The sequence below is a fragment of the Pseudomonas sp. LD120 genome, from assembly GCF_009861525.1.
In the GTDB taxonomy this organism is placed as follows: Bacteria; Pseudomonadota; Gammaproteobacteria; order Pseudomonadales; family Pseudomonadaceae; genus Aquipseudomonas.
Window position 1 is genome coordinate 2,860,616 of sequence record NZ_WVHL01000005.1, and the last position, 26,382, is coordinate 2,886,997.

Below are 26,382 nucleotides of genomic sequence, written 5' to 3' on the forward strand. Positions count from 1 at the left end.
GTGCGGTGAATCTGCGGTTGAGTTTCCTGGGTCGGAACTGGCAGTCTGCGCGCCCGGATCATGACCGGTCTGACTTTTGGGGAAGTACGCAATGGAAGGCAACGCATGGCTCAAGGCCTTGAACAAACTGCTGACAATGGTGCAGCGCGTGGTGTTGCTCAGTGGCTGGTTTCTCGCCGCTCTGGTGCTGGGGCTCACCATCAAGTCCGGGTTGCAGCCCTTTCTGGCCATGTTCCTGGCCTCGCTGCTGGCGATCATTGGCGTGGTGGTGCATGAGGGCGGGCATTACCTGGGAGCCCGCTGGTGCGGAATGCCGGTGTTGCAGGTGCGGATCGCCGCCTTGGAGTTACAGGTGCTGCGGCGCGGCTGGCGCCTGCGCTGGTCGCCGCAGCTCAAGCGCAGTCGCCTGGGGGGCTATGTGCTGGTGGCGAGTAATCCGCAACGGCCCTTGCGTGGTCAATGGATGCTGTTGGCGCTCAGTGGGCCGCTGCTGAATCTGCTGGTGGGCGGCGTGGCCTTGTGGCTTGGGCTGCATGGGCAAGGTATGCCCGGGGCGATAGCGTTGGCCTTTGCCTTGATCAATCTGCTGATGGGCGTGGGTAACCTGATACCGGTCTGGGGGGGATTACCCAGCGACGGCCTGGCTTTTCTGGGGTGGTATTGGCATCGCGACGATCAACGTCCAGAGCTGGCTCAGGCGCGTCTTCTGGCCCTGGCCGCAGCGGGCGTGCCCAGTACGCAACTGCCGGCGCAGGACCTTGAACGCCTCGATCATGGGGTCATGCCGGCGCCCTTGGTCGCCTTCGGCTACCGGCTCGATGCCCGGCGGCACCAGGGCGACTGGGCGGGCGCACTGCAGATGGAGCAAGCGCTGGAGCAATTGCTGGAGGACCGGGCGCAGCAACTGGACGGCATGAGTAGCCTGATCGAGTTGCTGCGCGCCGAATTGGCCTTCAACCGCGCTTACGTTCTGCGCGACCCCTCGGGCTTGAAAGAAACCTGGGTGAGCGCTGATGCAGACTGGTACGCGCCCTGGCTGCTCCCGCGTTGCCTGGCCTTGCGGGCCTTTCTTGAGGGTGATTATCCGCGTGGCGAGCAGTATCTGCAGCAAGCCTTGCGGGCGGCGGATAACTGCGTGGTGTTGTCCGAAGGCCAGAACGAGGCATTGCTGGCTGGATACTTACGCTCGCTTACGCGGCCTGTTGATCAGGCGTGTCCGGCGTAGTGGGTGTCCCAGCCTCGGGTGTGTCCGGCGTGCGCTGCGTGCGCCGAGGCGAAAAATCATCGGTCGCCGGCAGACAAACCTCTTATACTCCGGCGCTTTATTTCCCCCCAGCAAGAGGAATACCCCGTGGCCGATGAATCGGATCAGGACTTCTACAACCGCGCCGATGCCATCATCGAATTGGCAAACACCCACATCGCCGACAGCAGCCGTGGCAAGACCAGCGCGTCGCTGATGTATGCCAACGCGCGTTTCAGTGCCTGGGTCAGCGCCTGTGGTTGCCGCAATGCCGAAGAGTTGCTAGCGGCCAAGCAGCAGGCGGTGGATTATTTCGTTGAGCAATTCCGCTTGATGCTGGAAGAGAACCTCACCGACTACAGCGAGAACTTCGACCTGTACATGAGCGGAGAAGCCGACTGAAGGGCGTGTGCGACGCTTGCAACCACGGCCCTTTGTGAACCGCATCACGATTTCCTCAAGGGAACCACGATCGCGGTCGATAGCCTCTGAATGCTCATTGATTCGGAGTTTGTCATGGCCTTGCTACCGGTTCGTCTGTCTCATCGTTTGACCCTTGGCAGCGTGCTGCTGTTGCTGTTCACCGCGTTGGCAGTATTCGCCGTGATGACCCTGCGGGGGCAGCCCAGAGTGGTGGCGGCGAGCTCGGCCCTGATTGAGCAGACCGGCAGCGCCATCGTCCGCCAGCTGGCCTTGCAGTTGGCCGGGATCGAAGGGGTGACGGCCAGCATGGCTCACCTGGTGGAAGGACTGCCCAAGGAGCAGGCGCTGTACATGGCGACCTTGCCCAAGGTGATCGACCACGAGGGTGACAAGGCAATCGCCGGCGGCGGGATCTGGCCGGAGCCCAATGCCTTCGCCCCGGGTGTCGAACGCCGCAGTTTCTTCTGGGCCCGCAGCGACGCCGGCGCCCTGGAATTTTCCGATGACTACAACGCCGCCGGCAGCGCTGGCTACCACCACGAAGCCTGGTACACCGGCGCGCGTAGCAGCCCTCCTGGCCGTTGCCTGTGGTCCGAGGCCTATCAGGACCCGGTGACTCAAGTACCGATGACCACCTGCAGCGTGCCGTATCGTCAGGCCGGTGCCTTCGCCGGGGTCGCCACCATCGACCTGCGCCTGGATGACCTGGGGCGCTTTCTCAAGGAGCAAGGTTCGGTCACGGGCGGTTATGCCTTTGCCTTGGATCAGGCCGGCAATATTTTGTATTTCCCCGATGCTCAGGCCAGCGCCGCGGGGCAGATGCTCAGCTTCGACGCCTTGAGCAAACAGCAACCCTGGTTGACGCCGGTGGCTGAAGCCTTGACCAAGACTGCGACCAGCCCCGGTCAAGTGCGCAACCTCGACCTTGACCAGGATGGCCGCTTGCAGGAAGCGGTGCGGGTCAGCCTGTTCACCATGCCCGGCAGTGGTTGGACCATCGGCCTGGTGACCCCGGAGCAGAAGGTCACCGGCCTGGCGCGAGCCCTGACCACGGAAATCCTGGTGTTCCTCCTGCCGCTGCTGGCCTTGCTGCTGTTCTTTGCCTGGCTTGGCGGACATCGGTTGATCGCGCAACTGGACGAAACCACTCAGCAGATCGACGCCCTGGGGCGTGGTCAGGCCCATGACAATGCTGAGTTGCAGGTGGCGCGGGCCGACGAGATTGGCGCCTTGCGCGGTGCGGTCAACCGTTATGCCGGGCAATTGCGATTGATGCTGCAGAAGATCTCCAGCGAAGCCCAGCAGTTACACGGCGAAGCCGGCCGCCTGGGCGAGCTGAGCAGCACCCTGGCTCAGCGGGCCGAGCAGCAGCGTCAGGAAAACACCCAACTGGCTGCGGCGATCACCGAGATGTCCTCCAGTGCCCAGGAAGTGGCGCAGAACACCAACACCTGCGCCAACACCGCCCGCGACTCCCTGGTAGTGGTGCAAGACGGTCAGCAGCGGGTCGCGGCTAACAGTCAGTCGATCCAGCAACTGTCCACGGAAATGGCCGAGGCGGCAGCGGTGATCCAGCGCCTGGAACAGGACAGCCAACAGGTCGGCGCGGTGCTCGACGTGATCAAGGCGATCTCCGAACAGACCAACCTGCTGGCGCTCAACGCAGCCATCGAGGCGGCTCGGGCCGGGGAGCAAGGTCGCGGATTTGCGGTGGTGGCCGATGAAGTGCGGACCCTGGCCGGGCGTACCCAGACCTCGGCCAACGAGATCAGCGGCATGATCAACGATCTGCAGCAGGCCTCGCGCCAGGCGGTGCAGGCGATCCAGGCCGGTGAGGCGCGGACCCGCCAAGCGGTGGGCGAGGCCTCCGGTGCCTCGGACGCGCTGTCCAGCACGGTGACCAGTTTCGACGACATCTCCCAGCGGGCGCAGCAGATCGCCGTAGCGGCGCAGCAACAGAGCCATGTGACCCAGGAGATCAACGAACTGGCGGTGCGTATCCACGGCATCAGTGAGGACAACGCCCGCGACGCCCAGGCCCTGGACAAGGTCAGCGCGGCCATGCAGGCCCTGTCCGGGCGTTTGTCGAGCCTCAATCAGGGCCACGGCTGAAGACTCACCCACCCGGGCCGCCGGCGGTCCGGGTGAGTTTCAACGCCCTCTGCGGGGCGTTGTCGTCGCCCCGATTCAATGTTGGCTGAACAGCACCAGCTGAAAGTTCAGCAACAGCCCCAAGGCCACCCCGCCAAAACCCAGCAGCCCGCTCGCCAGCGGTTTGCCCGCGGCCCTGTGCGTGGCCAGGAAGCGGGCAATGGCGGCGCCGACCAGCGCGCCCGGAAAGTCGAACAGGTAGAACAGCCAGCCCATGGTGTCCACCGGGGAGCTGAGCCACAGGCTGAACAGTTGCAGATGCGCCGCCAGGGCCAAGGCCACGCCGGTGAACAGCGCCGCCGAAGGCCGGGTGCACAGCAACAGGCCGAGGATCAGCCCCTGAGGCAGCCAGTAGGCGGCAAAATTGCTCCAGAAGTAGTCCTGCGACGGTAGCGCCCGGCCGAGCGCCAGCGCCAGGCCCCAGAGCAGGGTGGCGAAGGCGGGCAGGTACTTGAACGGGGCAGCCGGTACGGCGGTTGTGTGGGAAGGCATTGCAGGGGCTCGCAGATAAAGATCAATCAGCGGTGTTGGCCGTCGGGAGAGTGGCAGCGACGTCGCTGCACAGTTCATAGACGCACTGGCGCAACCAGCGATGGGCCGGGTCGGCTTCCATGCGCGGATGCCAGAGCAGGGAAAGGGTCATCTCCGGTAATGGCAGCGGCAGGCAGAAACTGTGCAGGCCTTCTCGCAGGTTGCTGGTGTGACGCTCGGGCACCATGGCGATCAGGTCCGAGCCCCGCGCCAGGGCCAGGGCCGCGGAAAAGCCGCTGACCAGGGTGACGACCTGCCGCCGCCGGCCCAGGGCGTGCAGCGCTTCGTCCATGCGCCCGTGAGCGTGCCCCGGGTGGGACGCCAGAATGTGCTCGCCCGCCAGGTAGTCCTCGAGCTTGACCGGGCCACGGCTCAACGGATGGCCGCTGCGCACCACGCCGATAAAGCGATCACGAAACAGCGCCCGGGTGCGTAGCTCGGGGCTGGTATCGCTATCGATCACCGCGGTTTCCAGATCGATGCTGGCCTCGCGCAGGGGCTGGCTGTCGCGGTCCAGCTTGGGCACGAAATGCACCCGCACTTGAGGGGCCTGTTGGCGCAGGCGGCGGATCAGCGCCGGGCCGAAGTTTTCGACGAAGCCGTCGCGGCTGCGCAGGGTGAAGGTCCGTTGCAACTGGCCGAGGTCGATCTGCTCCGATGGGCGCAGGGCCGCCAGGGCTTGCTCCACCAGAGGCCCGACCTGGCGGCGTAGTTCCTGGGCCCGGGGCGTGGGCACCAGGCCGCGCCCGGCGCGCACCAGCAAAGGGTCGCCAGTGACTTGGCGCAAGCGCGACAGGGCCCGGCTCATGGCCGAAGGGCTCAGTTGCAGGCGCTCGGCGGCCCGCGCCACGCTGCCTTCGGTCAGCAGCACGTCCAGGGTCAACAGCAGATTCAGATCAGGATTCGACATGGGCGGAATCTAGCACGGTGCCGGTATACATGGCGTTACATGCACTGATTAACTGCAAGGGCTGCGTCTTCCGCCGAGTGTGGCGCGAGCCTAGGCTCTCGGGCATTACCTTGATGGAGTCATTGTGATGCCCGTCCCTTTGTCGAACCTTGCCCCACTTGATCCCCTCACGCCCCAAGCACGCTGGGCCATGGCCAGTCTGTCGCTGACGATGCTGATACCGTCCCTGGACACCAGCATCGCCAATGCGGCGTTACCGGATCTGGCCCGAGTCTTTGCCGCGTCCTTTCAGCACGTGCAGTGGATTGTTCTGGCTTACCTGCTGGTGATGACCACGCTGATTACCAGCGCCGGGCGCCTGGGCGATCTGCTGGGACGGCGTCGGTTGCTGCTGGGCGGGATCGCCCTGTTCACCCTGGCGTCGCTACTTTGTGGTCTGGCTCCGGGCCTGGGCTGGTTGCTGGCAGCTCGCGCACTGCAAGGGCTGGGCGCGGCGGTGACGCTGCCCCTGAGCATGGCCATGGTCGGCGATGCCTTGCCCAAGGCTCGCATCGGTAGTGCCATGGGCCTGCTGGGCAGCCTGTCGGCGCTGGGCACCACATTGGGCCCGAGCGTGGGCGGGTTGTTGTTGGCCGGCATTGGCTGGCGCTGGATTTTCCTGGTCAATGTGCCGCTGGGGATCATCGCTCTGGTATTGGCCTGGCGCTGTTTGCCGGAAGATCGTCGGCCGCCATCGACCAGCGCCTTCGATTACCCCGGCATGCTGCTCTTGGCCCTGGGCCTGGGGGCCTATGCCCTGGCCCTGACCTTGGGCGATAACCTGCTGGCCCCGCTGAACCTGGGGCTGTTGCTGGCCGGGGCCGGGACGCTGGCGCTGCTGGTGAGGATGGAACGCAGGGCCGCTGCGCCACTGTTTCAGCCGGCTTTACTGAGCGAGCCGCAGTTACGCGTGAGCCTGCTGCTGGGTGTGCTGGTGTCAACGGTGATCATGACCACCCTGGTGGTCGGGCCTTTTTACCTGTCTCGCGGGCTGGGGTTGGGAGTCGCGCAGGTGGGCTTGAGCCTGTCCGTGGGGCCGTTGGTCGCGACCTTGAGCGGTCTGCCCGCCGGGCGCCTGGTGGATCGGTACGGCGCCCCGCGCCTGTGTCGTCTCGGGCTGTTGGGCATGTTCATCGGGCTGGGCCTGCTGGCGCTGTTGCCCATGGGCTCGGGCCTGTTGGGCTACCTGTTGCCGATCACGCTGGTGACGGCCTGCTATGCCCTGTTTCAAGCCGCCAACAACAGCCTGGTGATGCGGGATGTGGCGCCGCAGCAACGAGGGCTGACGGCGGGGCTGCTGAGCCTGTCGCGCAACCTCGGCTTGATCAGCGGGACGGCCGCCATGGGCGCGCTGTTCGCCCGGGTGGCGCGCCCGGGAGCCGCGGCTGAGGTGGGCGTCGAGGCGGTTGCCAGGGGGATGAGCGTTACCTTTGGCGTTGCCGCCGGATTGATGTTGCTGGCGCTGATGATGGCCTGGGTGCGGCGGACGGACGGCAGTCTCCAGGCTTGTCGGGCGCCGCGCCCGAGCTAGGCTTTGCCTGCACACCCCACCCAGGAGCAGGCCATTGTGAGCACCCTTCGCACCCCTTCTTTAGGCCCGATCGTCGGGCACACCACCGACACATCCTGCCGTTTATGGATCGCCGCTTCCGATGCCCTGGACGAGAAGGGGGTGGCCGAGGATATCCGCACCATCGGCGTCATTGGCGTGCTGGGCAGCAATGGTCGGGTTGCGGGGGAGGATATCTTCTACTTTCGCCTGCGCCGCGAGTATCACCGCACCGGCACCTTCAACCTCGGGGTCGATGTCAATCTGTGGCGCAACGAGACCGAGCGCAAGCAGCTCAAGCCGTTCCTGCTGACGCCCGCCACTCATTACCGGGTGCGGATGGCATCGCTCAACGTCGACGATGCAGGCTCCATTGATGATGAGGTGTCCAGTGAGTCGGTGGTGCACCGCCTGCCTGCCTCTTCGGTCTGGGCCAAAGACCTGAATCGCGTCGGGGTCGACAAGGTGTATGTCGAAGCCGAATTCACCACCCAGGCCAGGGTCGACGCCACGGCGGCGCCTCAACCCCTCAGCTTTCTATTGGGGTCCTGCCGCTATCCGGGCCTGGCCTGGCAGCGCCGGGATTCCGATGCGATTTTTGCGCCCATGCTCGAAGCCCACGGCGATGCGCAGTTCGTGCTGATGGTGGGGGATCAGATCTACGCCGACCTGTACAACCGAGCGATACCCATTGGCCGGGCAGACACCTACAAAGAGTTCGAAGAGCGCTACCACACGGCCTTCGGCTCGCCCAGCATCGGCCGGCTGCTGTCGCATAAGCCGACCTACATGATCCTTGATGACCATGAAATCGAAGACAACTGGACCCAGGACCGCATCGCCAAGTGCGGCACCAAGCGCACGTTGTTCAATTGGGCGATGGGGGCCTACATGAGTTATCAGTGGAGCCACGGCCCACGTTTCGATGACAGCTATGTGCAGAGCCGCGTGATGTCCGGCAACGATCAGTACCTCAAACAGCGTTCGGTGAATCAGCTGTTCTACGATTTTTCCTGTTCCAACTACCCGTTCTTCGTGCTCGACACGCGCACCCAGCGCTTTCTTGAGGATGTGCCCGGTGCCCTGGCGGACAATCACCTGCTGGGCCGGCCCTCACTGCATCCTGCCGAACCCGGCCAGTTGGACCGCCTGTGTGCGTGGTTGCGGCACATGCAAGAGGACCGGGGCAACATGCCCAAGTTCGTGGTCACCTCCAGCGTCTTTGTGCCCAATGGCGTCGATACGGCAGGCGAGGGTGAGCGTTACGATCGCCGCAAAAACGCCAGTGACGCCTGGTCGGCTTTCCCTTCCACCCGCAGTGCAGTGCTGGAAACCATCGCCCAGTACCAGGTACAGAACGTGGTGTTTCTATCCGGCGACATTCACTGCTCGAATATCTCTGAACTGCAACTCGATAGCGGGGCCCAGTCCATCCATGCCTACGCCGTCACCTCGTCGGCCTTCTACTGGCCGTTCTCGTTTGCCGACGGCGACCCTGCAGGTTACGTGCATGACTCGCGGTCACCCCGCACTCCCGACAGCTTTGCCTTGAAAAATAAGCCGGGCGCCATGGACTACCGCACCTGGGCCTTCACCCAGGCTGATAACTTCGCCCGGCTCGACCTGCACCCGGGCAGCGCCGAACTGGTGGTGCAGTTCTACGGCACCGATGGCCAGCCGCTGATGACCCGCAAGCAGAACGACCAGGTCAACGAGCAGCCGGAACGTCTGCAGCTATTGCCTTGGTAGCGGGGTGTCCTCTGCCGGCCGAGGCTGTGTAAAAACGTTTTTGAGCGCGGCAGGTACTCAAAACCGGACTGAAAATCGCGCTTCTAGGCGAAATCCACATCCGCTGACGTGCCGATAAATTTCAGATTTGATGTAGACGCGCACACTTCAATTTTGGTGAAGCGTTTTTACACACGCTGGGCCGATTCATGGATAAACAACCTCCTCCGAGCGCTTGCTCCGATCGGGGGAGGCAATGGAATTTCCATCCATCCATCCATCCATCCATCCATCCATCCATCCATCAGGCGGGCAGGTAGGGGCCCAGGCATGGGATCGCCTTGTCCATGGAGCAGGCTGGGCAAGCCGGTCAGTAGCGCGATGGCCAGGAAGGGGGCGGGCAGGTGGCTGGGCGAACACAGGGCCTTGCTTCCCTGTGTCGCGATCCGGATCGCTATCCAGAGGGGGCTTACAGCCCCAGTTCCAGCGCCAGTAAGTCCGCCAGGGGCTGGCGGCGGCGGATCAGCCGTGGCTGGCCGTTGGCGAACAGCACTTCCGGCAGCAGCGGCCGGCTATTGTAGTTGGAGGACATGCTGGCGCCGTAGGCGCCGGTGTCGTGCAGCACCAGCAGGTCGCCGACTTGGGCTTGCGGCAGCAGGTGCGGGGTCAGGCATTCATCGTTCTGGGTGAAGATGTCGCCGGACTCGCACAGCGGGCCGCCGACCACGGTCGGTTGCTGCGGGCGGTCCACCGGCTGGCCGCTGGCGTCCAGCAGGCTCATGCCGTGATAGGCACCGTACATGGCCGGGCGCATCAGGTCGTTGAAGCCGGTGTCCACCAGCACGAAGTGATGCTGGCCGGCGGTCTTCACCACCCGCACTTCGCTGACCAGGCAACCGGCCTCGGCCACCAGGAAGCGCCCCGGTTCGATCTCCATGCGCACGCCGTGGCCCAGGTAGGCCTCGATTTGCTGACGGGCGACTTTCCAGGCATTGGCGTAGCGCTGCACATCCACCGGGGTGTCACCGTCGCGGTATGGGGTGGACAGGCCACCGCCGATGGAGAAGGCCTCGATATCGTGGTCCAGGGATTTCACCGCCGTCACCATGGCCGCGCCCACTTGCTCCAGGTGGTCGTAGTCGACCCCGGAACCGATGTGCATGTGCAGGCCCACCAGGTGCAGGCCGTACTGGCGGATCACCGCCAGGGCTTCGCCTACCTGGTCGTGCCAGATGCCGTGCTTGCTATTCTCGCCGCCGGTGTTGGTCTTGCGGCTGTGGCCGTGGCCGAAGCCCGGGTTGATCCGCAGCCAGACCCGGTGCCCCGGGGACTGCTCCCCGAGTTGACGGAGCATGTCGATGGAGCCGGCATTGACTTCCACTTGCAGCTCCACCACGCGCTTGAGGGTGGCTGCGTCGAACAGGTCGCAGGTGAAGACGATGCCGGCATCCACCGGGCTGAAACCGGCCAGCAGGGCGCGTTCGATTTCCCCCAGGGAGACGGCGTCGACCCGCACCCCGGCTTCGCCGATCAGGCGCAGCAGGTGCAGGTTGGACGAGGCCTTCTGGGCGTAGCGCACCACGTCGAAGGCCTGCAATTGGGCGATGCGCGCCAGGATGGTGGCGGCGTCGTAGCACCACAGCGGAGTGCCATATTGACGGGCGGCGGCAGCGAGTTGAACGGGGGCGAAGGGAATGGTCATGGCGATTGCAATCTGTAGTCAGTGGGAGTGGTTGCAGCATGCCTATGATTGCTTATTCAATAAAATATCTATTCTTTGTTGGTCAATTCAGATTTGATATGGATTGGTTGATCGAACGAGCCTCTGTTGATGGACATCTCCCTGCGCCATATCGAAGTCTTCCGCGCCATCATGCAAACCGGCAGTGTCACCGGTGCCGCGCGCCTGCTGTTTACTTCGCAACCCACGGTAAGCCGGGAACTGGCGCGGCTGGAAAGCCTTTCCGGGTTGCGCCTGTTCGACCGCGAAGGCGGACGCCTGCTGCCCACGGCCCAGGCCTTGCTGCTGTTGGAAGAAGTGGAGCGAGCCTATGTGGGGCTGGAACGGATCAACAGCGTGGCCCAGTCGATCCGCCGTTTCGAACACGGCCAGTTGAGCCTGAGCTGCCTGCCACTGTTCTCTCAGACCCTGCTGCCTCAAGTGTGCAAGGGCTTTTTGCAACAGCATCCGGGGATCGGCCTGAGCATCACCGCCCAGGAGTCGCCGCTGCTGGAAGAGTCCCTCAGCGCCCAGCGCCATGACCTGGGCCTGACCGAAAGCGAACACCTGCCCCGGGGCACTCAGGGCGAGTTGCTGTTCTGCGCCGACATGGTCTGCATCCTCCCGGACGATCATCCGCTGTTGGCCAGGCCACGGCTGGCTTCGGAGGATTTTCGCGGGCAGAACTTCATCAATCTTTCGGGCCTGGATATCTACCGGCAAACCCTGGACGAGCATTTTCGCCAGGCCGAGGTCGATCGCCGGGTGGTGGTGGAAACCACCAACGCCGCCTCGGTGTGCGCCATGGTGCGGCAGAAACTGGGGGTGGCGATCATCAATCCCTTGAGCGCCATGGAGGAGGCCGGACGAGGGTTGGTGATTCGCCCGCTGCAGCTGTCGGTGCCGTACCGGGTGGTGCTGATCCGCCCGGATTACCGGCCGTCATCGAGTTTTGTCGAGGGCTTTTGCCAGTCGCTGCGGGCCCAGGCCAAGGGGCTGCAAGAGCAGGTGGGACGGATTGTGCAGGGCGCCTAGGGGCATTCGAGGCCTATGGCCAATATCGAGGGCTGAACCTGGCTCTTCAGGGAAACATGTCCCTCTCGTCTGGCTGTCGACAATTACCGAGGGTGGCCTCAGTTGTCGACTGAACCTCTCAAGCGAGTCGGGCGGCAGCATTCTCAAGACCTAGCGACTGAATCCGTTGACGGGGTCCGGAGTTGAAGAAAATGCCTATCGCCATTCGTGGCCGCAATAACACAACTGCTGCGCAGCAAGTTGCCATCAGGGGCACTGCCCAGGGCAACAACCTGGCCAATGTGAACATTCCTGCTCAAGGCAATGGGGTTCTTTATGTTCTGCAAGCGGATGCCAATGCCACGCTGTATTTGATCTGCAATGGGGTGACAGCCCAGACCACCCAACTGAATGTGGTCTATCACGGCTTCAGCAGTGTTGAACAAAACAGTGACTGGCTCCGTCAGTGGACGGTCGAGGGTGCGCCGGACGGCGTACAGCTGGACCTGGCGTAACCAGGCCCCCGCTTTTTCTGTAGGGACCAGCATGTTGGCGAACTAGGCCCGCCGCTACTGGCGAAAATCGTCGCCTACGCCTACGCCTACGCCTACGCCTACGCCTACGCCTACGCCTGCGCCGGGCAGGCTTGTGTAGGCGCAGGCCGGGTGGCGTTCCGCTTGCCAGCGAAGGCGTCCTCAAGATCTAGGGGCCGGGCCTTATCCTCACCGAGATCTTCATGCTGCCTGCGGCGTGTTGAAGCGGGCACGATCCCGGACAGGTTCTGCGGTGAGTCAGTAGGAATAAGTGTCGAAAAGCAGGATCGGGCCAGCCGTACAAGTTGGATGTAGCTGACGGCTAGAGCGCCGGTGGCGGCTTGCGTGGGCCCTCGGTCAGGTCGCGAAATGGACCCGGCGCACGGGTATGTGCGCCGGGTGTGTTGCCGGCAGGCCGCCGGGTATCGTGGGACCGGCGGCCTGCCGTGGAGCGCGGTAGCGGCTTAGCGTTCGATGGCCAGCGCCACGCCTTGGCCGCCGCCGATGCACAGGGTTGCCAAGCCTTTTTTATCGTCACGCTTGATCATTTCATGCAACAGGGTCACCAAAATGCGGCAGCCCGAGGCACCGATCGGGTGGCCGATGGCAATCGCGCCGCCGTTGACGTTGACCTTGCTCGCATCCCATTCCAGCTCCTTGCCCACCGACAGTGCTTGTGCGGCGAAGGCTTCGTTGGCTTCGATCAGGTCCAGCTGGTCCAGGGTCCAGCCGGCCTTGTCCAGGCAGCGACGGGTGGCAGAGACCGGGCCGATGCCCATGATCGCCGGATCAACGCCAGCGTTGGCGTAGGCGGCGATCCTGGCCAGTACGGGCAAGCCCAGGGCGCGCGCCTTGCTGACGCTCATCAGCATCACTGCGGCGGCGCCATCGTTCAGTGACGAGGCGTTGCCGGCGGTCACGCTGCCGTCTTTCTTGAACGCAGGCTTGAGCTTGGCCAGGGCCTCGGCGGTGGTACCGGGGCGCGGTTGCTCATCGGTGGCGAAGCTCAGCGGTTCGCCCTTGCGCTGGGGAATCAGGATCGGGGTGATTTCGTCGACAAAACGCCCGGCCTCGATCGCGGCCACGGCTTTTTGTTGGGACGCGGCGGCGAAGGCATCCTGGGCTTCACGGCTGATGCCGTACTTGTCCACCAGGTTCTCGGCGGTGATGCCCATGTGGTAGTCGTTGAAGGCGTCCCACAGGCCGTCGCTGATCATGCTGTCGATCATCGGGCTGTGGCCCATGCGCAGGCCGGTGCGGGCGCCGGGCAGCACGTAGTTGGACAGGCTCATGTTTTCCTGGCCGCCGGCGATCATCACCTCGGCATCGCCGCAGCGGATGGCCTGGGCGGCCAGGTGCAGGGCCTTGAGGCCCGAGCCGCAGACCTTGTTCAGGGTCATGGCGGGCACAGCGTGGGGCAGGCCGGCCTTGATCGCGGCCTGGCGCGCGGGGTTCTGCCCGGCGCCGGCGGTGAGCACCTGGCCCATGATCACTTCGTCCACCTGGGCCGGGTCGATGCCGGTCTGGGCCAGCAGTTGGCGGATCACCGCGGCGCCCAGGTCAACGGCGGGAATGCCCGCCAGGGAACCCTGGAAACTGCCTACGGCGGTACGGGTGGCGGCAACGATAACGACGTCTTGCATGATGGCAATGCTCCTTAAGCGAACTGCATTTCAGGGACGTGATCCGGCACGATCAGCTTGCCGGCGGTCTTGCTGACGATTTCCTCGACGCTGACCCCGGGGGCGCGTTCCTTGAGAATGAAGGCGCCGTTCTCGATCTCCAGGTAGGCCAGGTCGGTGAGCACCCGCTTGATGCACTGGGCACCGGTCAGCGGCAGGCTGCAGCGGTTGAGCAACTTGGATTCGCCGTCTTTCGAGGCGTGGGTCATGGTGACGATGATGTTCTCGGCACCGGCCACCAGATCCATGGCGCCGCCCATGCCCTTGACCAGCTTGCCGGGGATCATCCACGAGGCGATGTTGCCCTGCACGTCGACTTCGAAGGCACCGAGCACGGTAAGGTCGATATGCCCGCCGCGGATCATTGCGAAGGATTCGGCGGAGGAGAAGATCGAGGCGCCGATGCGTGCGGTGACCGTCTGTTTGCCGGCGTTGATCATGTCGGCGTCGACTTCGTCTTCAGTAGGGAAGGCGCCCATGCCCAGCAGGCCGTTTTCCGACTGCAGCATGACTTCCATGCCGTCGGGGATGTAGTTGGCCACCAGGGTCGGAATGCCGATGCCGAGGTTGACGTAGAAGCCGTCCTGCAGTTCGCGGGCGACGCGTTGAGCCATTTGTTCGCGGGTAAGAGCCATGTTGGTTGTCCTTTTAGTCGGGCTGGGGAAGGGCGATCACTTGCGCACGGTGCGCTGTTCGATGCGCTTCTCGAAGGTGCCGCAGATGACCCGGTCGACGTAGATGCCGGGGGTGTGGATCTGCGTCGGGTCCAGCTCGCCCGGCTCGACGATTTCTTCCACTTCAACCACGGTGATCTTGCCGGCGGTGGCCGCCAGGGGGTTGAAGTTCTGCGCGGTGTGGCGATAGATCACGTTGCCGAAATGGTCGGCCTTCCAGCCCTTGACGATGGCGAAGTCGCCAGTGATGGACTCTTCCATCAGGTAGGTGCGGCCTTTGAACTCGCGGGTTTCCTTGCCGTCGGCTACGGGGGTGCCGACGCCGGTGGCGGTGAAGAAGGCCGGGATGCCGGCACCGCCGGCGCGCATTTTTTCCGCCAGGGTGCCTTGGGGGGTCAGCACCACTTCGATCTCGCCGCTGAGCAGTTGCTTCTCGAACAGGGCGTTTTCACCGACGTAGGAAGCGACCACCTTGCTGATCTGGCGATCCTCCAGCAGTACCCCCAGGCCGAAACCGTCGACCCCGCAGTTGTTCGACACCACCGTCAGATCACGGGTGCCGCGGCGCTTGATCTCGGCGATCAGGTTCTCGGGAATCCCGCACAGACCGAAGCCGCCGGCGATCACGGTCATGCCGTCTTGCAGACCTTCCAGGGCTTCCTCGTAGGACGCCACGCGCTTATCGAAACCTGCCATTTGCACCATCCTCTTTCTTGTTCGTTGGCGGCTGGCCAGCCGTTTGCGGGCCAGTGTTGCGCTGTCGGATTGATTTGTTAAGTTTATTTTTAAGGTTGATTGATTGGAAAATCAGCATAATAAGCACCAAGCACCAAGCACCAAGCACCAAGCACCAAGCACCAAGCACCAAGCACCAAGCACCAAGCACCAAGCACCAAGCATGCGGCTTGAAGCTTATAGCTTGCCGCTGCTCTCCCGAGGGTGACAGATGACGGTTAAACAAATTCGGGCCTTTCTCGCGGTGGCCCACAGTTTGAGTTTTGCCCTGGCCTGCGAGCGGCTGCATCTGTCGCAGTCGGCCTTGAGCCTGACGATCAAGGCTCTGGAAGAAGGGTTGGGGGGGCGTTTGTTCACGCGTAATACGCGTAACGTGGCCCTGACTCCGGAAGGCGAGGCGTTGCTGCCTCTGGCGCGGCGGCTGATCGCTGACTGGGATAACGCCGAGGACGAACTGCGTCAGCGTTTCACCTTGCAACGCGGGCGGGTGACCCTGGCGGCCATGCCGTCTTTTGCCGGCAATCTGCTGCCGCCGATTCTCAAGCACTTTCGCGCGCGCTATCCCCAGGTCAACGTCACGGTCAACGACGTGATCAACGAGCAGGTGCTGGAAATGGTCCGTGACCGCGAGGTGGAGCTGGGGGTGGCGTTCGAGCCTCAGGACAGCACTTCGTTGTTGTTTACCTCGTTGTACGTCGACCGTTTCGTCGCGGTGGTGCCCAAGGACTCGCCCCTGGCGCAGCGCAGCCGCATCAACTGGCAGACGCTCTTGCAAGAGCCCTTCATCACCCTGCAGCGGCCGTCCACGGTGCGGGTGATGCTGGAGGACCACCTGCGGGCCCGGGGCGTGCAGTTGCCGGTGGAGTTTGAAAGCCATCAGTTGGCGACCGTGGGCCGCATGGTCGCCAGCGGCCTGGGCGTGAGTGCGGTGCCGGCCTTGTGCGCGCAGCAGATGCGCGAGTTGGGTGGGCATTGCCTGATCCTGGATGATCCGGTGGTGGAGCGGGCCATTGGCGTCTTGACCAAACCGGGGGACGAGTTGTCCACCGCGGCCCAGGCGCTGTTCGATATTCTGCGTCAGGAGAACCTTGGCGCGCGCCTGGCGATCGGCTGAGGTTCAGCCCAGCAGGCGTTCAGCCAGCCAGGGCAAGGCCTGATCACAGGGCTCGCTGAGTTTGAGGTTCAGCAGCTCATCGGCGCGGGTCTTGCCGAAGTTGATGGCCAGCAGCGGCTTGCCTTGTTCGGTCACCGCGCGACACAGGCGAAACGCCGAATAGGCCATTAATGACGAGCCCACCACCAGCAGCCCGGGCGCTTGATGCACCGCCGCCCAGGCGCGTGCCGCGGTGGTGGGCATGACGTTCTCGCCAAAAAACACCACGTCGGGTTTCAACCGGTCACCGTTGCAGTAGGGGCAATGGGGCACCTGGAAACGCTCCTCGAACGCCGGGTCCAGCAGGGTGTCGCCATCCGGTGCTTGCCGTGCATCGACCCCAGCCAGATAAGGATTGTGCGTCTCCAACAGCTGTTGGATGGCCTCGCGCTGGCTGCGCTGGCCGCAGTCCAGGCACAGCACCCGATGCAGGCTGCCATGCAGTTCGATGACCTCCAGGCTGCCAGCCTGATCGTGCAGGGTGTCGACGTTTTGAGTGATGACTCCGGCAATCCGCCCGGCCGCCTGCAATTGCGCCAGCGCCTGGTGCGCGGCGTTGGGACGAGCCTGGCGAACCCGCGGCCAGCCGAGCATGGCCCGGGCCCAGTAACGACGGCGGGCATGGGCTTGATTGAGAAATTCCTGGTACATCATCGGTTGCTGGCCTCGGCGCACGCCCTCGCTGTCGCGGTAGTCGGGGATGCCTGAGGGGGTGCTGATGCCAGCGCCGGTCAGGACCATGTACGGTTTGCCGTCCAGGGCGGCGGCCAGTTGTTCCAGTGGCGGGGCGATGGGAGGGTGGGGCATGGCGGCGCTCGTCGGTAGAGGGTTGGCTACCACAAATAGACGCAAAACCCCGGGCGTGCCAGTCGCGCTGACGGCAGGGCGTTGCGGTTCCAGACGTTATGGCGATCGTTGCGGCGAACCGGCTGGCCGCGCAGGGGCGCGCGGTGCATAGGGTTTCTACCGTGGTTGTCGAGTTGTCCAAGGCTGCCGGGATGCCGGTTTGTCCGGCAAAAAGGGGGCGGCAGGCCTGCATTCTGACGACAAAATCGAGCATCGCCCGCGCTGGCGATGCTCGACGGGGAGCCAGGGCTCAGCTGGAGTGGGTGTCGCTGTCGTCTTCGGGATCGGCGGATTCGGTTTGCCCCGGCAATTGGGTGATCACGCTGAAGTCACTGACTTCCACCGCGCCCAGGCCGTAGCCCAACAGGTGAAAGGAGAAGGCCTTGCGGGTTTGCGGATTGTCGAAACTGAAGTCCATTTGCAGCGGCTGATCGGGGGTCACCAGCATTTCTTCCGGCAGGCCCAGCGGCACGTCCTGCTCGAACTCCTTGCCCTTGAGCAGGATGTAGGCGTTCTGCTGCGGATCGGTCGAGCGCACGGTGAAGCGCACCCGGGTTTGCGAACCCTTGGGCATTTCCAGGTATTGGGCGCCGATCAGGTTGTCGGCCCAGTCATCCTTGATTGTCGGTTGCAAGGGGATGATCGCCGGGCTGCCGAACTGGTAGTGCTGGTTCAGCGGCGATTGCAGCAGGCTGCGATCCAGGCTCGTGGCCCGGGCGCTGATCTGCCGCGCCCGCTGACCGCCGTACTGGCTGATGAGGGTGGCGCTGTCGGCAATGAAGCCAGGGCTTGAGTAGTTGCGGCAGCGCTGCTGGAAATCGCACTCGGTGAAGGTGCCCTGGCCGTCGTGGTAGCGCAGCTTGCCGTTGGTGTAGGACATGATTTCCCGACCCTGGGCATAGTCGCGAAACAGCGAGCGGCCGCTGAGACTGGCCGGCACTGGCAAACCGAAATAGTCCAGCACCGAGGCGCTGAGGTCGATGTGGCCATAGGTGCCGGATTTGATGTGAGGCAGCTGCGCTTGCTCCGGGGCGAGCATCAGGTTGAAGCCCCAGGATGAGGCCAGGCGCACGCCATCGATACCGTGGGACTCATCGGACGTGATGATCACCAGGGTGTCCTTGAGCACGCCCCTGCGTTCCAGGTCGGTAAGGAACTGGCCGAGGGCGTCGTCCAGGTAGCCGACCGCGGCTTGTTTGGGTGTGTCATAGCGTTCCAGGTAGTGCTTGGGGGCCGAGTACGGCTGGTGAGTGCCGACGGTCAGCAGGGTGAGCATCCACGGCTGCTTTTTCTTCTTCAGTTGGTCGACGTAAGTCAGCGCGCCCTCGAAGAACGCCTTGTCGTCCTTGCCCCAGGGAAATTCCAGGTAATTGTCGTTGTTGAACCACTCCAGGCCATGGGTCGCATCGAAGCCAATGTGCGGCATGATTTTGTCTTTGGCCATAAAGCGCAGGCCGGCGCCTTGCAGGTAGTGGGTCGCGAAGCCGAACTTGTGCATCTGCGCCGGCAGACAAGCCTGGTTGCGCTGGCTCTGGGTGAGCATCTCGACGCCCTTGGGGGTGCCGTTGTCGAGCTTGTCGTAGTCGCCGCAAAGCATGGCGTACAGGCCGCGAATGGTCTGGTGGCTGTGCAGTACGTAGTCCGGGGTGTTCATGCCGCGCTCGGCCCAGGCGCTGAGCTTGGGCATCAGGTCTTCCTGATAGTGGCTGTGCAGGGCCTCGCGGTTGGTCTTGATATAGGCACCTGGAATGCCTTCCAGGGCGATCACCAGCACGTTGCGCGCCCGACCTGCGCTCGGCAGCAGGGGCTGGCCTTCAAGGTCCAGCTGGGTCAGGCCGGCCATCGGCGGTGGTGTATCGCTGCTGTCGCCGGCCAGCCAGTCTTCTGCGTGCATCTGCGCCTGACCCACGGCCGTGGCCAGGCCCTGGTGCGGCAGGTTGAATAACTGCCACTGATCGGCGTCGCTGGGTTTGAGGGATTGAAGGGTGCCGTGGGCCAGCAGCAGCACCGCCGGCACGGCCCAGGCCGGACGTGGCAGCACTGGCGTGGTCACGTCGCGGCTGGCGCGCTGGACGATCAGCCACAGTGCCAGCCCTAGCAGCAGGGCCAACCCCAGCCCAGGGTGAGCCAGAGCGCCGCCGGTGGAGTTGCCCATGAACTGTGGGTCCGTCAGGTAGTGCAGGTCGGCGATGTTGGGCAAGCGGCCCACCGCGCTGACCAGTTCGGCGCTGATCAGGGTCAACAGGCTCCAGATCAGCAGCACCGGCAAGGCCAGCCACCAGGGGCGGCGGTAAAGGAGCAGGGTCAGCAGACTGGCGCTGGCCAGATCGGATAGATAGCCCAGTGGGTTGGACCAGCCCAGGGCCAGGCGCGCGCCCATCGGCACCAGCAACAGCAGGCCGAACAAGGTGCACAGGGGAGCCAGGGGGTGTTGGAGGCAACGACGGATCAATTTCACAAATAACCTGCCTGTCATCAAAGCTTCACGCAAATGTGCGCAATGGTAGCAAGAGCGACAGCTCAGGCGTTTCTTATTAGTGGGGGTGATTTATTTATCAGCTGTCTGAGAATTGCCCCGGAGAGGCTTGAGACTGAGCTGAGGTGCCGTGTTCAAGCATCTTTTTGCAGGTGCGGCAAGGTCTGACGGTGGCGGGATTTACTATTTCAGAGTGTTAAAAAGGCGCCGTCAGCGGATCAGCTCAGAAGCGCAGGCGGCCGCGAGCGCATTGCACGGCTTGCGCGCCTGTTCGCCTGCGGGGTCAGACCACGGCGCCAAAGGCGCTGCCAACGGCGGCGGTGATGCCCATGGCCAGGGCGCCCCAGAAGGTCACGCGCCAGGCGCCCGGCACGACCTTGGCACCGCCGGCGCGGGCAGCCACCGCCCCCAGGCTGCCGAGAAACACCAGGGACATGCCGCCGACCCACGGCACCACGCTGGCGGGCGGGGCGACGAAGGTCACCGCCAGGGGCAGGGCGGCGCCCACCACGAAACTTGCCGCCGAGGCCAGGGCCGCCTGCAACGGGTTGGCCGCCAAGGCCTCGCTGATGCCCAGTTCATCTCGGGCATGGGCCCCCAGGGCATCGTGTTCCATCAGTTGCGCCGCGACCTGTTTCGCTAACTCCGGGCTGACCCCGCGTTGCTGGTAAATGTGCGCCAGCTCATTGAGTTCGGCCTGGTGATCGTTGCTCAGCTCGCTCCGCTCCCGGGCCAGGTCGGCTTGTTCGGTGTCGGCTTGGGAATGCACTGAGACATATTCCCCGGCAGCCATGGACATGGCACCGGCCACCAACCCGGCCATGCCGGTGACCAGCAGGGTGCTGTGGCTGGCACTGGCGGCCGCCACGCCGATCAACAGGCTGGCGGTGGACACAATGCCGTCATTGGCTCCGAGGACGGCGGCGCGCAGCCAGCCGATGCGGTCGTTGCGGTGCAGTTCGCGGTGTCGGTGCATGAATTTCATCGGCCATTGGACTCAGGTGGATGCGGCTGAACAGATACAGAGGTGCAGGCGTGAGCGTCAGCGGGACTCGATTTGTGCCTGCAGCCGTCCGCCCACAATAGACACTTCTCGCAGTTGCGTAGCGTCACGGATCACAAACAGTGCATCCATCCCGCGTTCCTGGGCCAGCCTTGGCCCTTCGACTTCACCGAGCACCAGCAGCGCGGTGGCCCAGGCATCGGCCAGCATACAACTGCTGGCCACCACGCTGACCGACGCCACGCGATTGTCCAGGGGCATGCCGCGACTGGGGTCAAGGGTATGAGCGTAGGACTGCCCGGCGATGTCCACCCATTGCCGGTAATCGCCCGAGGTGGCGATGGCGGCATCGCTCAGTTCCATCACGCCCATGACTTCGCGCACGCCGCGATGGGGTTTTTCCAGGGCCACGACCCAGGGGTGTGCGCCGGGCTTGTTGCCCCGGGCGCGCATTTCGCCATCGATGCCCACCAGGTAATCGCTGATGCCCGACTGGTCCAGGCAGCGTGCCAGTTCGTCGACCCCAAAGCCCTTGGCAATGCCATTGAGGTCCAGGGTGACAGGCGCGCGTTTGCGCAGCCGCTGCTGTTGCGGCGCCAGCTCCAGGGCGCTGGCGGCACGGGGGCGGGATTGGTGGGCCATGGCCGCCAGTGTCGCGGGCTCTAGAGGCTGTTGGGCAGGACCAAAGCCCCAGCCCTGGACCAGATCGCCCACGCCTATCTCGAAGGCACCGGCCGATTGCTGGCCAACCCGCAGCGCCGTGCTCAGCACGGTCATTAGCGCTGCTGGCACCTCCAGCCACTGCTGTTGCGGGGCCGCATTGATTCGATTGAGGTCCGAATCGGGATTCCAGTTGGACATCTGCCGGTCAACCCGCGCCACGGCCTCGGCCAGGCGCTGCTGCAGCGGTTCGGTATCGAAGCCGGGGGCGGCGTAGAACAGTGCGGTGTAGCGGCTGCCCATGGTGGGGCCGTTGAGGCTGTAGCGCTGCCGGTTGGCGGTATCAGTAGACATCTTCACGGTAACGTCCTTGGGCCTTGAGGGTGATGACGCTGAGGTTGAGCGGAGCCAGTACTTCGTCCAGGGCCTGCATCACCCCTTTGGCCATGTCGCGGCTGCCGCAGACCAGCACCTGAGCGCCTTTTTCCACCAACCGACGGACCGCCAGGGCATCGGCAACCAGCCGATCCTGCACGTAGCCGCGGTCCTGGACCTGGGAAAAGGCCGCGCGCAGGGCGGTCAGGCGGCGGTCGGCGAGGTAGCCCTTGAGTTCGGGTTCATAGAGAAAGTCCGATGCCGGGTGGCGCCCGCCCCAGTACAGGTGCATGGGTTGGCGCGCCCGGTTGCCGCGAATGAAGCCGGCCAATGGACCAATCCCGGTGCCGGCGCCGATCAGGATCACCGGCTGCGCGCCTTGCTGGGGACGAAAGTGCGGGTTGGGCTGGATGAACGCCTGAATCTGCGCCCCGGCTTGCAACTCATGTAGAAAACCCGAGCACAGGCCGCCAGGGTGCTTGCGCACGCAGATCTCCAGCACCCCGTCGAGATTGCTGCTGGCCAGGGAGTAGAGGCGCGGTTGCGTGCTTCCGGGGGGCAGGATGCCCACCAGGTCGCCGGCCTGGAACGGCGGCAGTGGCTGCCCTGCGCGGTCGCTCGGCGTCTTGAAGCGCAAGATGCGCGTGGGTGCCTGAACCTGGGCGCCATAGGTCACCGACTCCACCAGCTCCAGGGCATGGCTGGGCAAGGCTGGGGCCTGATGGTGCAGGTCCAGCTCCAGCCCCATGGCCGATCCCAGCACCTGGCCCCAGCGCTGGAATGCTTGGGTGGACTGGCAGTTGATACCCTCCAGCGGCAGCAGGGGGCGCGCGCCGCTGGCCTCCAGAGCCTTGTGGACGCGTTCGGCAAAGCCGCAGAACTGTGCAAACTGGCGGTCGCCAAAGCCCAGCACGGCAAATGGCAGTTCAGGCGGCAGTGGGTGCTGTGCCAGCCGACGGAGAAAAGCGCTGGCCGAGGCCGGCGCATCGCCGTCGCCGTGGGTGGCGCTGAGGATCAGTAACTGGCGCGCCTTGGGGTAGTGGTGTTGCACTTGGTTCATCGCCGCGCTGTGGACTTGCAGGCCGGCGGCCACCAGAGCCTGGTGCAAGGTGCGGGCAAAGCCCCAGGTGCTGTTGTTCTCACTGCCCACCAGGATCACGCAGTCAGCGCGGGCGGCTGGACTGTTGTCACTGATCGGCGCATCGGCGCGGCGCCGACGCCACCACAGCCACAGGCCGGTGGTGCTCATCAGCGGTACGCCCAGGGCGCAGGCGCCCAGCAGCAGGCCCAGCCACCACAGGCCTTCGCCCGTGTGCAATTGGTAGATGAAGGCATAAGCCTGATGCGCTGCGTCATAGGGCTTGAAGGCCAACAGCGCGCCGCTGGCCTGATCGATATACCCCTCGCCGGCGCTGGTACGCAGGCTATACAGGTCCTGGGGGTTGCCCGGGTCGGGGTAGACCAGCTCGCGCAGATCCTTCAGGTCCAGGGCCTGCAACGCTGGCAGGCTGGCCGCCGGTAAGGCCGGCCCGCTGCTCTGGTGGGTGGGGAAGGCCGGTTCGGCCTGGCTGCCATCGGCGATCAAGCCGAACGTGCTGGCCGACAGGTACAGCCCGCTCAGGGCTGACAGCAACAGGCCAAGGAGGCTCAGGCGTCCGACTTCAGCATGCCAGCGTTGACTGAAATTACCGCGCAACGGCCGCAGCAGCTTGCCCCAGCCACCGGCGCGGCGAGCCAGCAGCACCGCCCCGGAGGCCGTCAGTAAGAGCATCGCCAGGGCCCCCAGGGCCGATACCGCGTGGCCCGAAGTGCCGAGAAACAGCGAGCGGTGCAACTCTTTGACCCAGCGGGCAAACACCGAGGGGGCGTAGGGCGCCAGCACTTCGCCGGTCAGCGGGTTGACGGTGCTGGCCAGACCCTGGCCGTTCTGGCGGTGGTAGACGATCACCGAGCCTGAGGGCGTGCGCTGGATTTGCTCGACGCCGCTCAGGTGGCTGGCGATGCGTCCCGCCAGTTGCCCCACCGACACCTCGGCCGTCGCTGGCTGTGGGGTCTGCAGGCGCTCCAGGGTCGGGTTCAATGCCAGGGTCGCACCGCTGATGGCCAGCAGCATCACCAGCACAGCGGCGATCAGTCCGGGAATGGAATGCAACAAGCGCAACATGGTCGGGCCTCCTCACGGTGTGGGCATTACAGGTCGTAGCGCAGGGACTGCACGTAGGTGCCGCCGCTGGCGGCTTGGCCCGCGCCCTTGAGCGTCAGCGGCAGGACCACGTCGGCGCGGACGTCGCGCTGGTCTTCCACCGCACTGTCGATGCGAATTTGATACCCGGCGTCGATCAGGTTGTCCGCCAGGTCGGTGCTGACCGTCAGGGTTTCACCGCTGCCCACGCTGGCGCCGGTGACGCCGTCGTACTGACCGGCCGCCGTGCCGCCACCGCGGGCCCAGCCGGGCAGGTGCTTGTAGTACTTGGCCTTCTTGCCGGCGACCCACAGGGTCTTCTGGTAGGCACCGTTGGCGTCGGTGAGGTAGATCGCCAGGTAGGCGTTGTTGCCGCTGTAGTTCTTCAGGCGGGTGGTCAGGGTGACTTCACGGGCCTGGGCCAGCGCGGGCAGGGCCAGAGCCGCGGCGAGGCAACTGGCGACGAAGAGCTTGTTCATGAGGCTGTCCTGATCGATGAATGTGGCTGCAGCCTGGGCCGTTTAGCTGACAGCAACCTGAAGGCCTGGAAAAAACTTCAAGCCATGGCGCTCAGGGTGACCCGAGCGTTTGCTGATCTGTCTCGGGGCGCGAGGGTGCGACAATGGCTACCCTGATCAGGCTGATGGTTTCTTCAGATTCGCGTCAGGTTCAGCGGTTAAGGTGTGCCACCACACAGATCAAAGGAGAGCGTCGATGCGCGTGTTATTGGTCGAGGACGCCACAGGGCTGGGGGACGCGGTGCGTGAGCAGATCGCCGACGATGGCCACGCCGTGGATTGGGTGCAACGCCTGGAGCAGGCGCGGGCCAGTGTCGCCAGCACGCCTTATGACCTGATCCTACTGGACTTGATGTTGCCCGACGGGCGCGGTCTGGAGTTTCTACGTCAGCGCCGCAGCGCCGGGGATGTGACGCCGGTGATCATCCTCACCGCCCAGGACCAGATTTCCGAACGCATCGCCGGGCTCAATGCCGGTGCCGACGACTACCTGGTCAAGCCCTTCGACCTGTTCGAGCTGTCGGCGCGGGTCGCGGCGGTGGCCCGGCGTTACAGTGGCAATCCCAATCCGCAGATCCGCCTCGGCGAGCTGCAAGTGGACATGAGCGCCCGCACCGTGCAGCGCGCCGGCGTCATCGTCGACCTTACGGCTCGCGAATGGGCGGTGTTCGAGGCCTTTGTCCAGCGCCCCAGCGCCTTGCTCTCCAAGTCGCAGTTGGAGGAGCGGCTGTATGCATTCGGCGCGGAAATCGAGAGCAACACCATCGAGGTCTACGTCAGCCGTTTGCGCAAAAAGCTCGGGCGCGAACTGATTGAAACCGTGCGTGGCATGGGCTACCGGTTGATGCCCGCATGACGCGTCCCATCAGTCTGCAAAAGCGCCTGAGCCTGGGCCTGACCCTGGGCATGACCCTGCTCTGGCTGGGGGCCACCGCCGGCAGCTGGCTGGTGGTCCAGCATGAGTTGGACGAAACCTTCGACAGCGCCCTGGAAGCCACCGCCCAGCGCATCCTGCCCCTGGCCGCGCTGGAGATCGGCAACCGCCGCGGGCCGCGTCGGGCGCGGCACGTGGCGACCTTGAAGATGGACAGCGAATACCTGACCTACCTGGTACGCGATGGCGACGGGCGGATTCTGATGCGCTCCCACGACGCCAAGCTGAAGATCTTCAGTCACCGCCCCAGGCCCGGGTTTACCACGACCAGTCATTACCGTCTGTACAGCGCCAGTGCCGAGGACAACTCGATTTCCATCGAAATTGCCGAGCCCCTGGCCCATCGCCGCGAAGCTTCGCGGGAGGCGTTGCTGGCCTTGTTGCTGCCCTTGCTCGGGCTGATTCCCATCAGCCTGCTGGGTACCTGGCTGTTCGTGCGCATCAGCCTGCGCAGCGTGCTGGCCTATCGCCGGGCGGTGGAGGCGCGAGGCGTGGGCGACCTGTCGCCGATCAAGGTGGCGCGTCTGCCAGCAGAAATCGATCCCTTGGCCGAGGCGGTCAACCACCTCTTGGAGCGCCTGCGCAAAGCCCTGGAAACCGAGCGCAGCTTTACCGCCAACAGCGCCCATGAGCTGCGCACACCCCTGGCCGCGACCCTGGCGCAGATTCAGCGTTTGCGCCACGAAGCCCCGCAAGGGCCATTGCAGGTGCGGGCGGCGAAGATCGAGAACGCCCTGCGGGAGCTGGCAAGGCTGTCGGAAAAGCTCATGCAACTGGCCAAGGCCGAGGGCGGCGGACTGTTGTCGGAAAGCCCCCAGGACCTGATTCCGCTGCTGGCCCATGGCGTCGAGGAATGGAACCGCGATGGCGTCCCGCGCATCCAGTTGCAACTGCCGGAGGTGGCCCAGGTGTGCAGCGCCATCGACCCGGACGCTTTTGGTGTCTTGCTGCGCAACCTGATCGAGAACGCCTTGAAGTACGGCGATCCGGCGCATCCGGTCGAGGTCAGCCTCAGTGCCGAGGGCTGTTTACGGGTGGTCAACGCCGGGTTGGTGGTCGCGCCGCATGTGCTGCACCGCCTGACCGAACGCTTTGTGCGTGGCAACAGCGATACCAGCGGCTCTGGCCTGGGCCTGGCGATTGTCCAGAGCATCGTCCACGGCGTGGGCGGCCAATTGCACCTGGCCTCGCCGGCCAGCGGCCGCGAGGATGGATTTGAAGTGCGCGTGCAGTTCTGCCTGTAGACGCCGAGAAAGGACGCAGCGGGCACCCCTGGCGCAGCGCTCGGTCTACCGGCACAGGC

At 64.5% G+C, this 26,382-nt stretch carries 21 protein-coding genes and 2 pseudogenes; 11 read left to right on the top strand and 12 right to left on the bottom strand.

Features of this window, described 5'->3' with window-relative positions; translation table 11 throughout:
• Positions 1-91: 91 nt before the first annotated feature.
• The 4 genes and pseudogenes from PLD_RS27505 to PLD_RS31320 all read left to right on the top strand — a co-directional run.
• Positions 92-1,225, top strand: coding sequence for a M50 family metallopeptidase (locus tag PLD_RS27505; protein ID WP_159897850.1), 1,134 nt, complete (start codon positions 92-94; stop codon positions 1,223-1,225).
• Positions 1,226-1,351: 126 nt separating this feature from the next.
• On the top strand, positions 1,352-1,645 hold the full coding sequence (locus PLD_RS27510) for a DUF3144 domain-containing protein (RefSeq protein WP_159897851.1): 294 nt from the start codon (positions 1,352-1,354) through the stop codon (positions 1,643-1,645).
• Between the two features lie 372 nt (positions 1,646-2,017).
• Positions 2,018-2,656, top strand: a pseudogene (locus tag PLD_RS31315) (cache domain-containing protein); the annotation flags it as partial.
• Positions 2,657-3,244: 588 nt separating this feature from the next.
• Positions 3,245-3,778: pseudogene (locus tag PLD_RS31320) on the top strand (methyl-accepting chemotaxis protein); the annotation flags it as partial.
• A 75-nt stretch (positions 3,779-3,853) separates the two neighbouring features.
• Here the strand turns inward: PLD_RS31320 and PLD_RS27520 are convergent.
• Positions 3,854-4,309 carry a hypothetical protein gene (locus PLD_RS27520; protein WP_159897852.1) on the bottom strand — a complete coding sequence of 152 codons (456 nt, stop codon included), beginning with the start codon at positions 4,307-4,309 and terminating at the stop codon, positions 3,854-3,856.
• A 22-nt stretch (positions 4,310-4,331) separates the two neighbouring features.
• Entirely contained in the window at positions 4,332-5,258 is a 927-nt protein-coding gene (locus PLD_RS27525) for a LysR family transcriptional regulator (protein WP_159897853.1), read from the bottom strand.
• A 127-nt stretch (positions 5,259-5,385) separates the two neighbouring features.
• Between PLD_RS27525 and PLD_RS27530 the strand changes: the two genes are divergently transcribed.
• Together PLD_RS27530 and PLD_RS27535 are read left to right on the top strand one after the other, a co-directional pair.
• The gene (locus PLD_RS27530; protein ID WP_159897854.1) at positions 5,386-6,828 is read left to right on the top strand and encodes an MFS transporter; all 1,443 of its coding nucleotides are present in this window, start codon (positions 5,386-5,388) and stop codon (positions 6,826-6,828) included.
• Between the two features lie 36 nt (positions 6,829-6,864).
• On the top strand, positions 6,865-8,595 hold the full coding sequence (locus tag PLD_RS27535) for an alkaline phosphatase D family protein (RefSeq protein WP_159897855.1): 1,731 nt from the start codon (positions 6,865-6,867) through the stop codon (positions 8,593-8,595).
• A 448-nt stretch (positions 8,596-9,043) separates the two neighbouring features.
• Here the strand turns inward: PLD_RS27535 and lysA are convergent, their stop codons facing one another.
• The gene (lysA, locus tag PLD_RS27540; RefSeq protein WP_159897856.1) at positions 9,044-10,276 is read right to left on the bottom strand and encodes a diaminopimelate decarboxylase; all 1,233 of its coding nucleotides are present in this window, start codon (positions 10,274-10,276) and stop codon (positions 9,044-9,046) included.
• A 129-nt stretch (positions 10,277-10,405) separates the two neighbouring features.
• Here lysA and PLD_RS27545 point away from each other — a divergent pair, with 129 nt between their 5' ends.
• Together PLD_RS27545 and PLD_RS27550 are read left to right on the top strand one after the other, a co-directional pair.
• Entirely contained in the window at positions 10,406-11,329 is a 924-nt protein-coding gene (locus PLD_RS27545; protein WP_159897857.1) for a LysR family transcriptional regulator, read from the top strand.
• Positions 11,330-11,520: 191 nt separating this feature from the next.
• On the top strand, positions 11,521-11,823 hold the full coding sequence (locus PLD_RS27550) for a hypothetical protein (RefSeq protein ID WP_159897858.1): 303 nt from the start codon (positions 11,521-11,523) through the stop codon (positions 11,821-11,823).
• A 482-nt stretch (positions 11,824-12,305) separates the two neighbouring features.
• On the opposite strand, the gene PLD_RS27555 is transcribed toward PLD_RS27550, so the two are convergent.
• Genes PLD_RS27555 through PLD_RS27565 form a run of 3 tightly spaced genes read right to left on the bottom strand, consistent with a single transcriptional unit; the run spans position 12,306 to position 14,893 of the window.
• Positions 12,306-13,484 (bottom strand): acetyl-CoA C-acetyltransferase, encoded by a 1,179-nt coding sequence (locus PLD_RS27555; RefSeq protein WP_159897859.1) that lies wholly within the window; start codon positions 13,482-13,484, stop codon positions 12,306-12,308.
• 14 nt (positions 13,485-13,498) lie between these two features.
• Complete coding sequence (locus tag PLD_RS27560) at positions 13,499-14,158, bottom strand: CoA transferase subunit B (RefSeq protein ID WP_159897860.1); 660 nt, start codon at positions 14,156-14,158, stop codon at positions 13,499-13,501.
• A gap of 36 nt (positions 14,159-14,194) precedes the next feature.
• Positions 14,195-14,893: a CoA transferase subunit A gene (locus PLD_RS27565; RefSeq protein ID WP_092317299.1), complete on the bottom strand. Its 699-nt coding sequence runs from the start codon at positions 14,891-14,893 to the stop codon at positions 14,195-14,197.
• Positions 14,894-15,143: 250 nt separating this feature from the next.
• Here PLD_RS27565 and PLD_RS27570 point away from each other — a divergent pair, with 250 nt between their 5' ends.
• Positions 15,144-16,046 carry a LysR family transcriptional regulator gene (locus PLD_RS27570; RefSeq protein ID WP_159897861.1) on the top strand — a complete coding sequence of 301 codons (903 nt, stop codon included), beginning with the start codon at positions 15,144-15,146 and terminating at the stop codon, positions 16,044-16,046.
• 3 nt (positions 16,047-16,049) lie between these two features.
• Here the strand turns inward: PLD_RS27570 and PLD_RS27575 are convergent, their stop codons facing one another.
• The 6 genes from PLD_RS27575 to PLD_RS27600 all read right to left on the bottom strand — a co-directional run bounded on the left by PLD_RS27575 (position 16,050) and on the right by PLD_RS27600 (position 24,106).
• Positions 16,050-16,892 carry an NAD-dependent protein deacetylase gene (locus PLD_RS27575; RefSeq protein ID WP_159897862.1) on the bottom strand — a complete coding sequence of 281 codons (843 nt, stop codon included), beginning with the start codon at positions 16,890-16,892 and terminating at the stop codon, positions 16,050-16,052.
• Between the two features lie 289 nt (positions 16,893-17,181).
• Entirely contained in the window at positions 17,182-19,407 is a 2,226-nt protein-coding gene (locus PLD_RS27580) for an LTA synthase family protein (protein WP_159897863.1), read from the bottom strand.
• Positions 19,408-19,690: 283 nt separating this feature from the next.
• Entirely contained in the window at positions 19,691-20,392 is a 702-nt protein-coding gene (locus tag PLD_RS27585) for a VIT family protein (RefSeq protein WP_159897864.1), read from the bottom strand.
• A 57-nt stretch (positions 20,393-20,449) separates the two neighbouring features.
• Complete coding sequence (locus PLD_RS27590) at positions 20,450-21,424, bottom strand: FAD:protein FMN transferase (protein WP_159898225.1); 975 nt, start codon at positions 21,422-21,424, stop codon at positions 20,450-20,452.
• Positions 21,414-23,609, bottom strand: a complete 2,196-nt coding sequence (locus tag PLD_RS27595; RefSeq protein ID WP_159897865.1) for a PepSY domain-containing protein — start codon at positions 23,607-23,609, stop codon at positions 21,414-21,416. The genes PLD_RS27590 and PLD_RS27595 overlap by 11 nt, the downstream gene beginning before the upstream one ends.
• A 26-nt stretch (positions 23,610-23,635) precedes the next feature.
• Positions 23,636-24,106 carry a DUF2271 domain-containing protein gene (locus tag PLD_RS27600; protein ID WP_159897866.1) on the bottom strand — a complete coding sequence of 157 codons (471 nt, stop codon included), beginning with the start codon at positions 24,104-24,106 and terminating at the stop codon, positions 23,636-23,638.
• A gap of 235 nt (positions 24,107-24,341) precedes the next feature.
• On the opposite strand from PLD_RS27600, the gene PLD_RS27605 reads away from it, so the two are divergent.
• Together PLD_RS27605 and PLD_RS27610 are read left to right on the top strand one after the other, a co-directional pair.
• Complete coding sequence (locus tag PLD_RS27605; protein ID WP_159897867.1) at positions 24,342-25,001, top strand: response regulator transcription factor; 660 nt, start codon at positions 24,342-24,344, stop codon at positions 24,999-25,001.
• On the top strand, positions 24,998-26,323 hold the full coding sequence (locus PLD_RS27610; RefSeq protein WP_159897868.1) for an ATP-binding protein: 1,326 nt from the start codon (positions 24,998-25,000) through the stop codon (positions 26,321-26,323). Before PLD_RS27605 ends, PLD_RS27610 begins: the two co-directional genes overlap by 4 nt.
• The last annotated feature ends 59 nt before the right edge of the window (positions 26,324-26,382 follow it).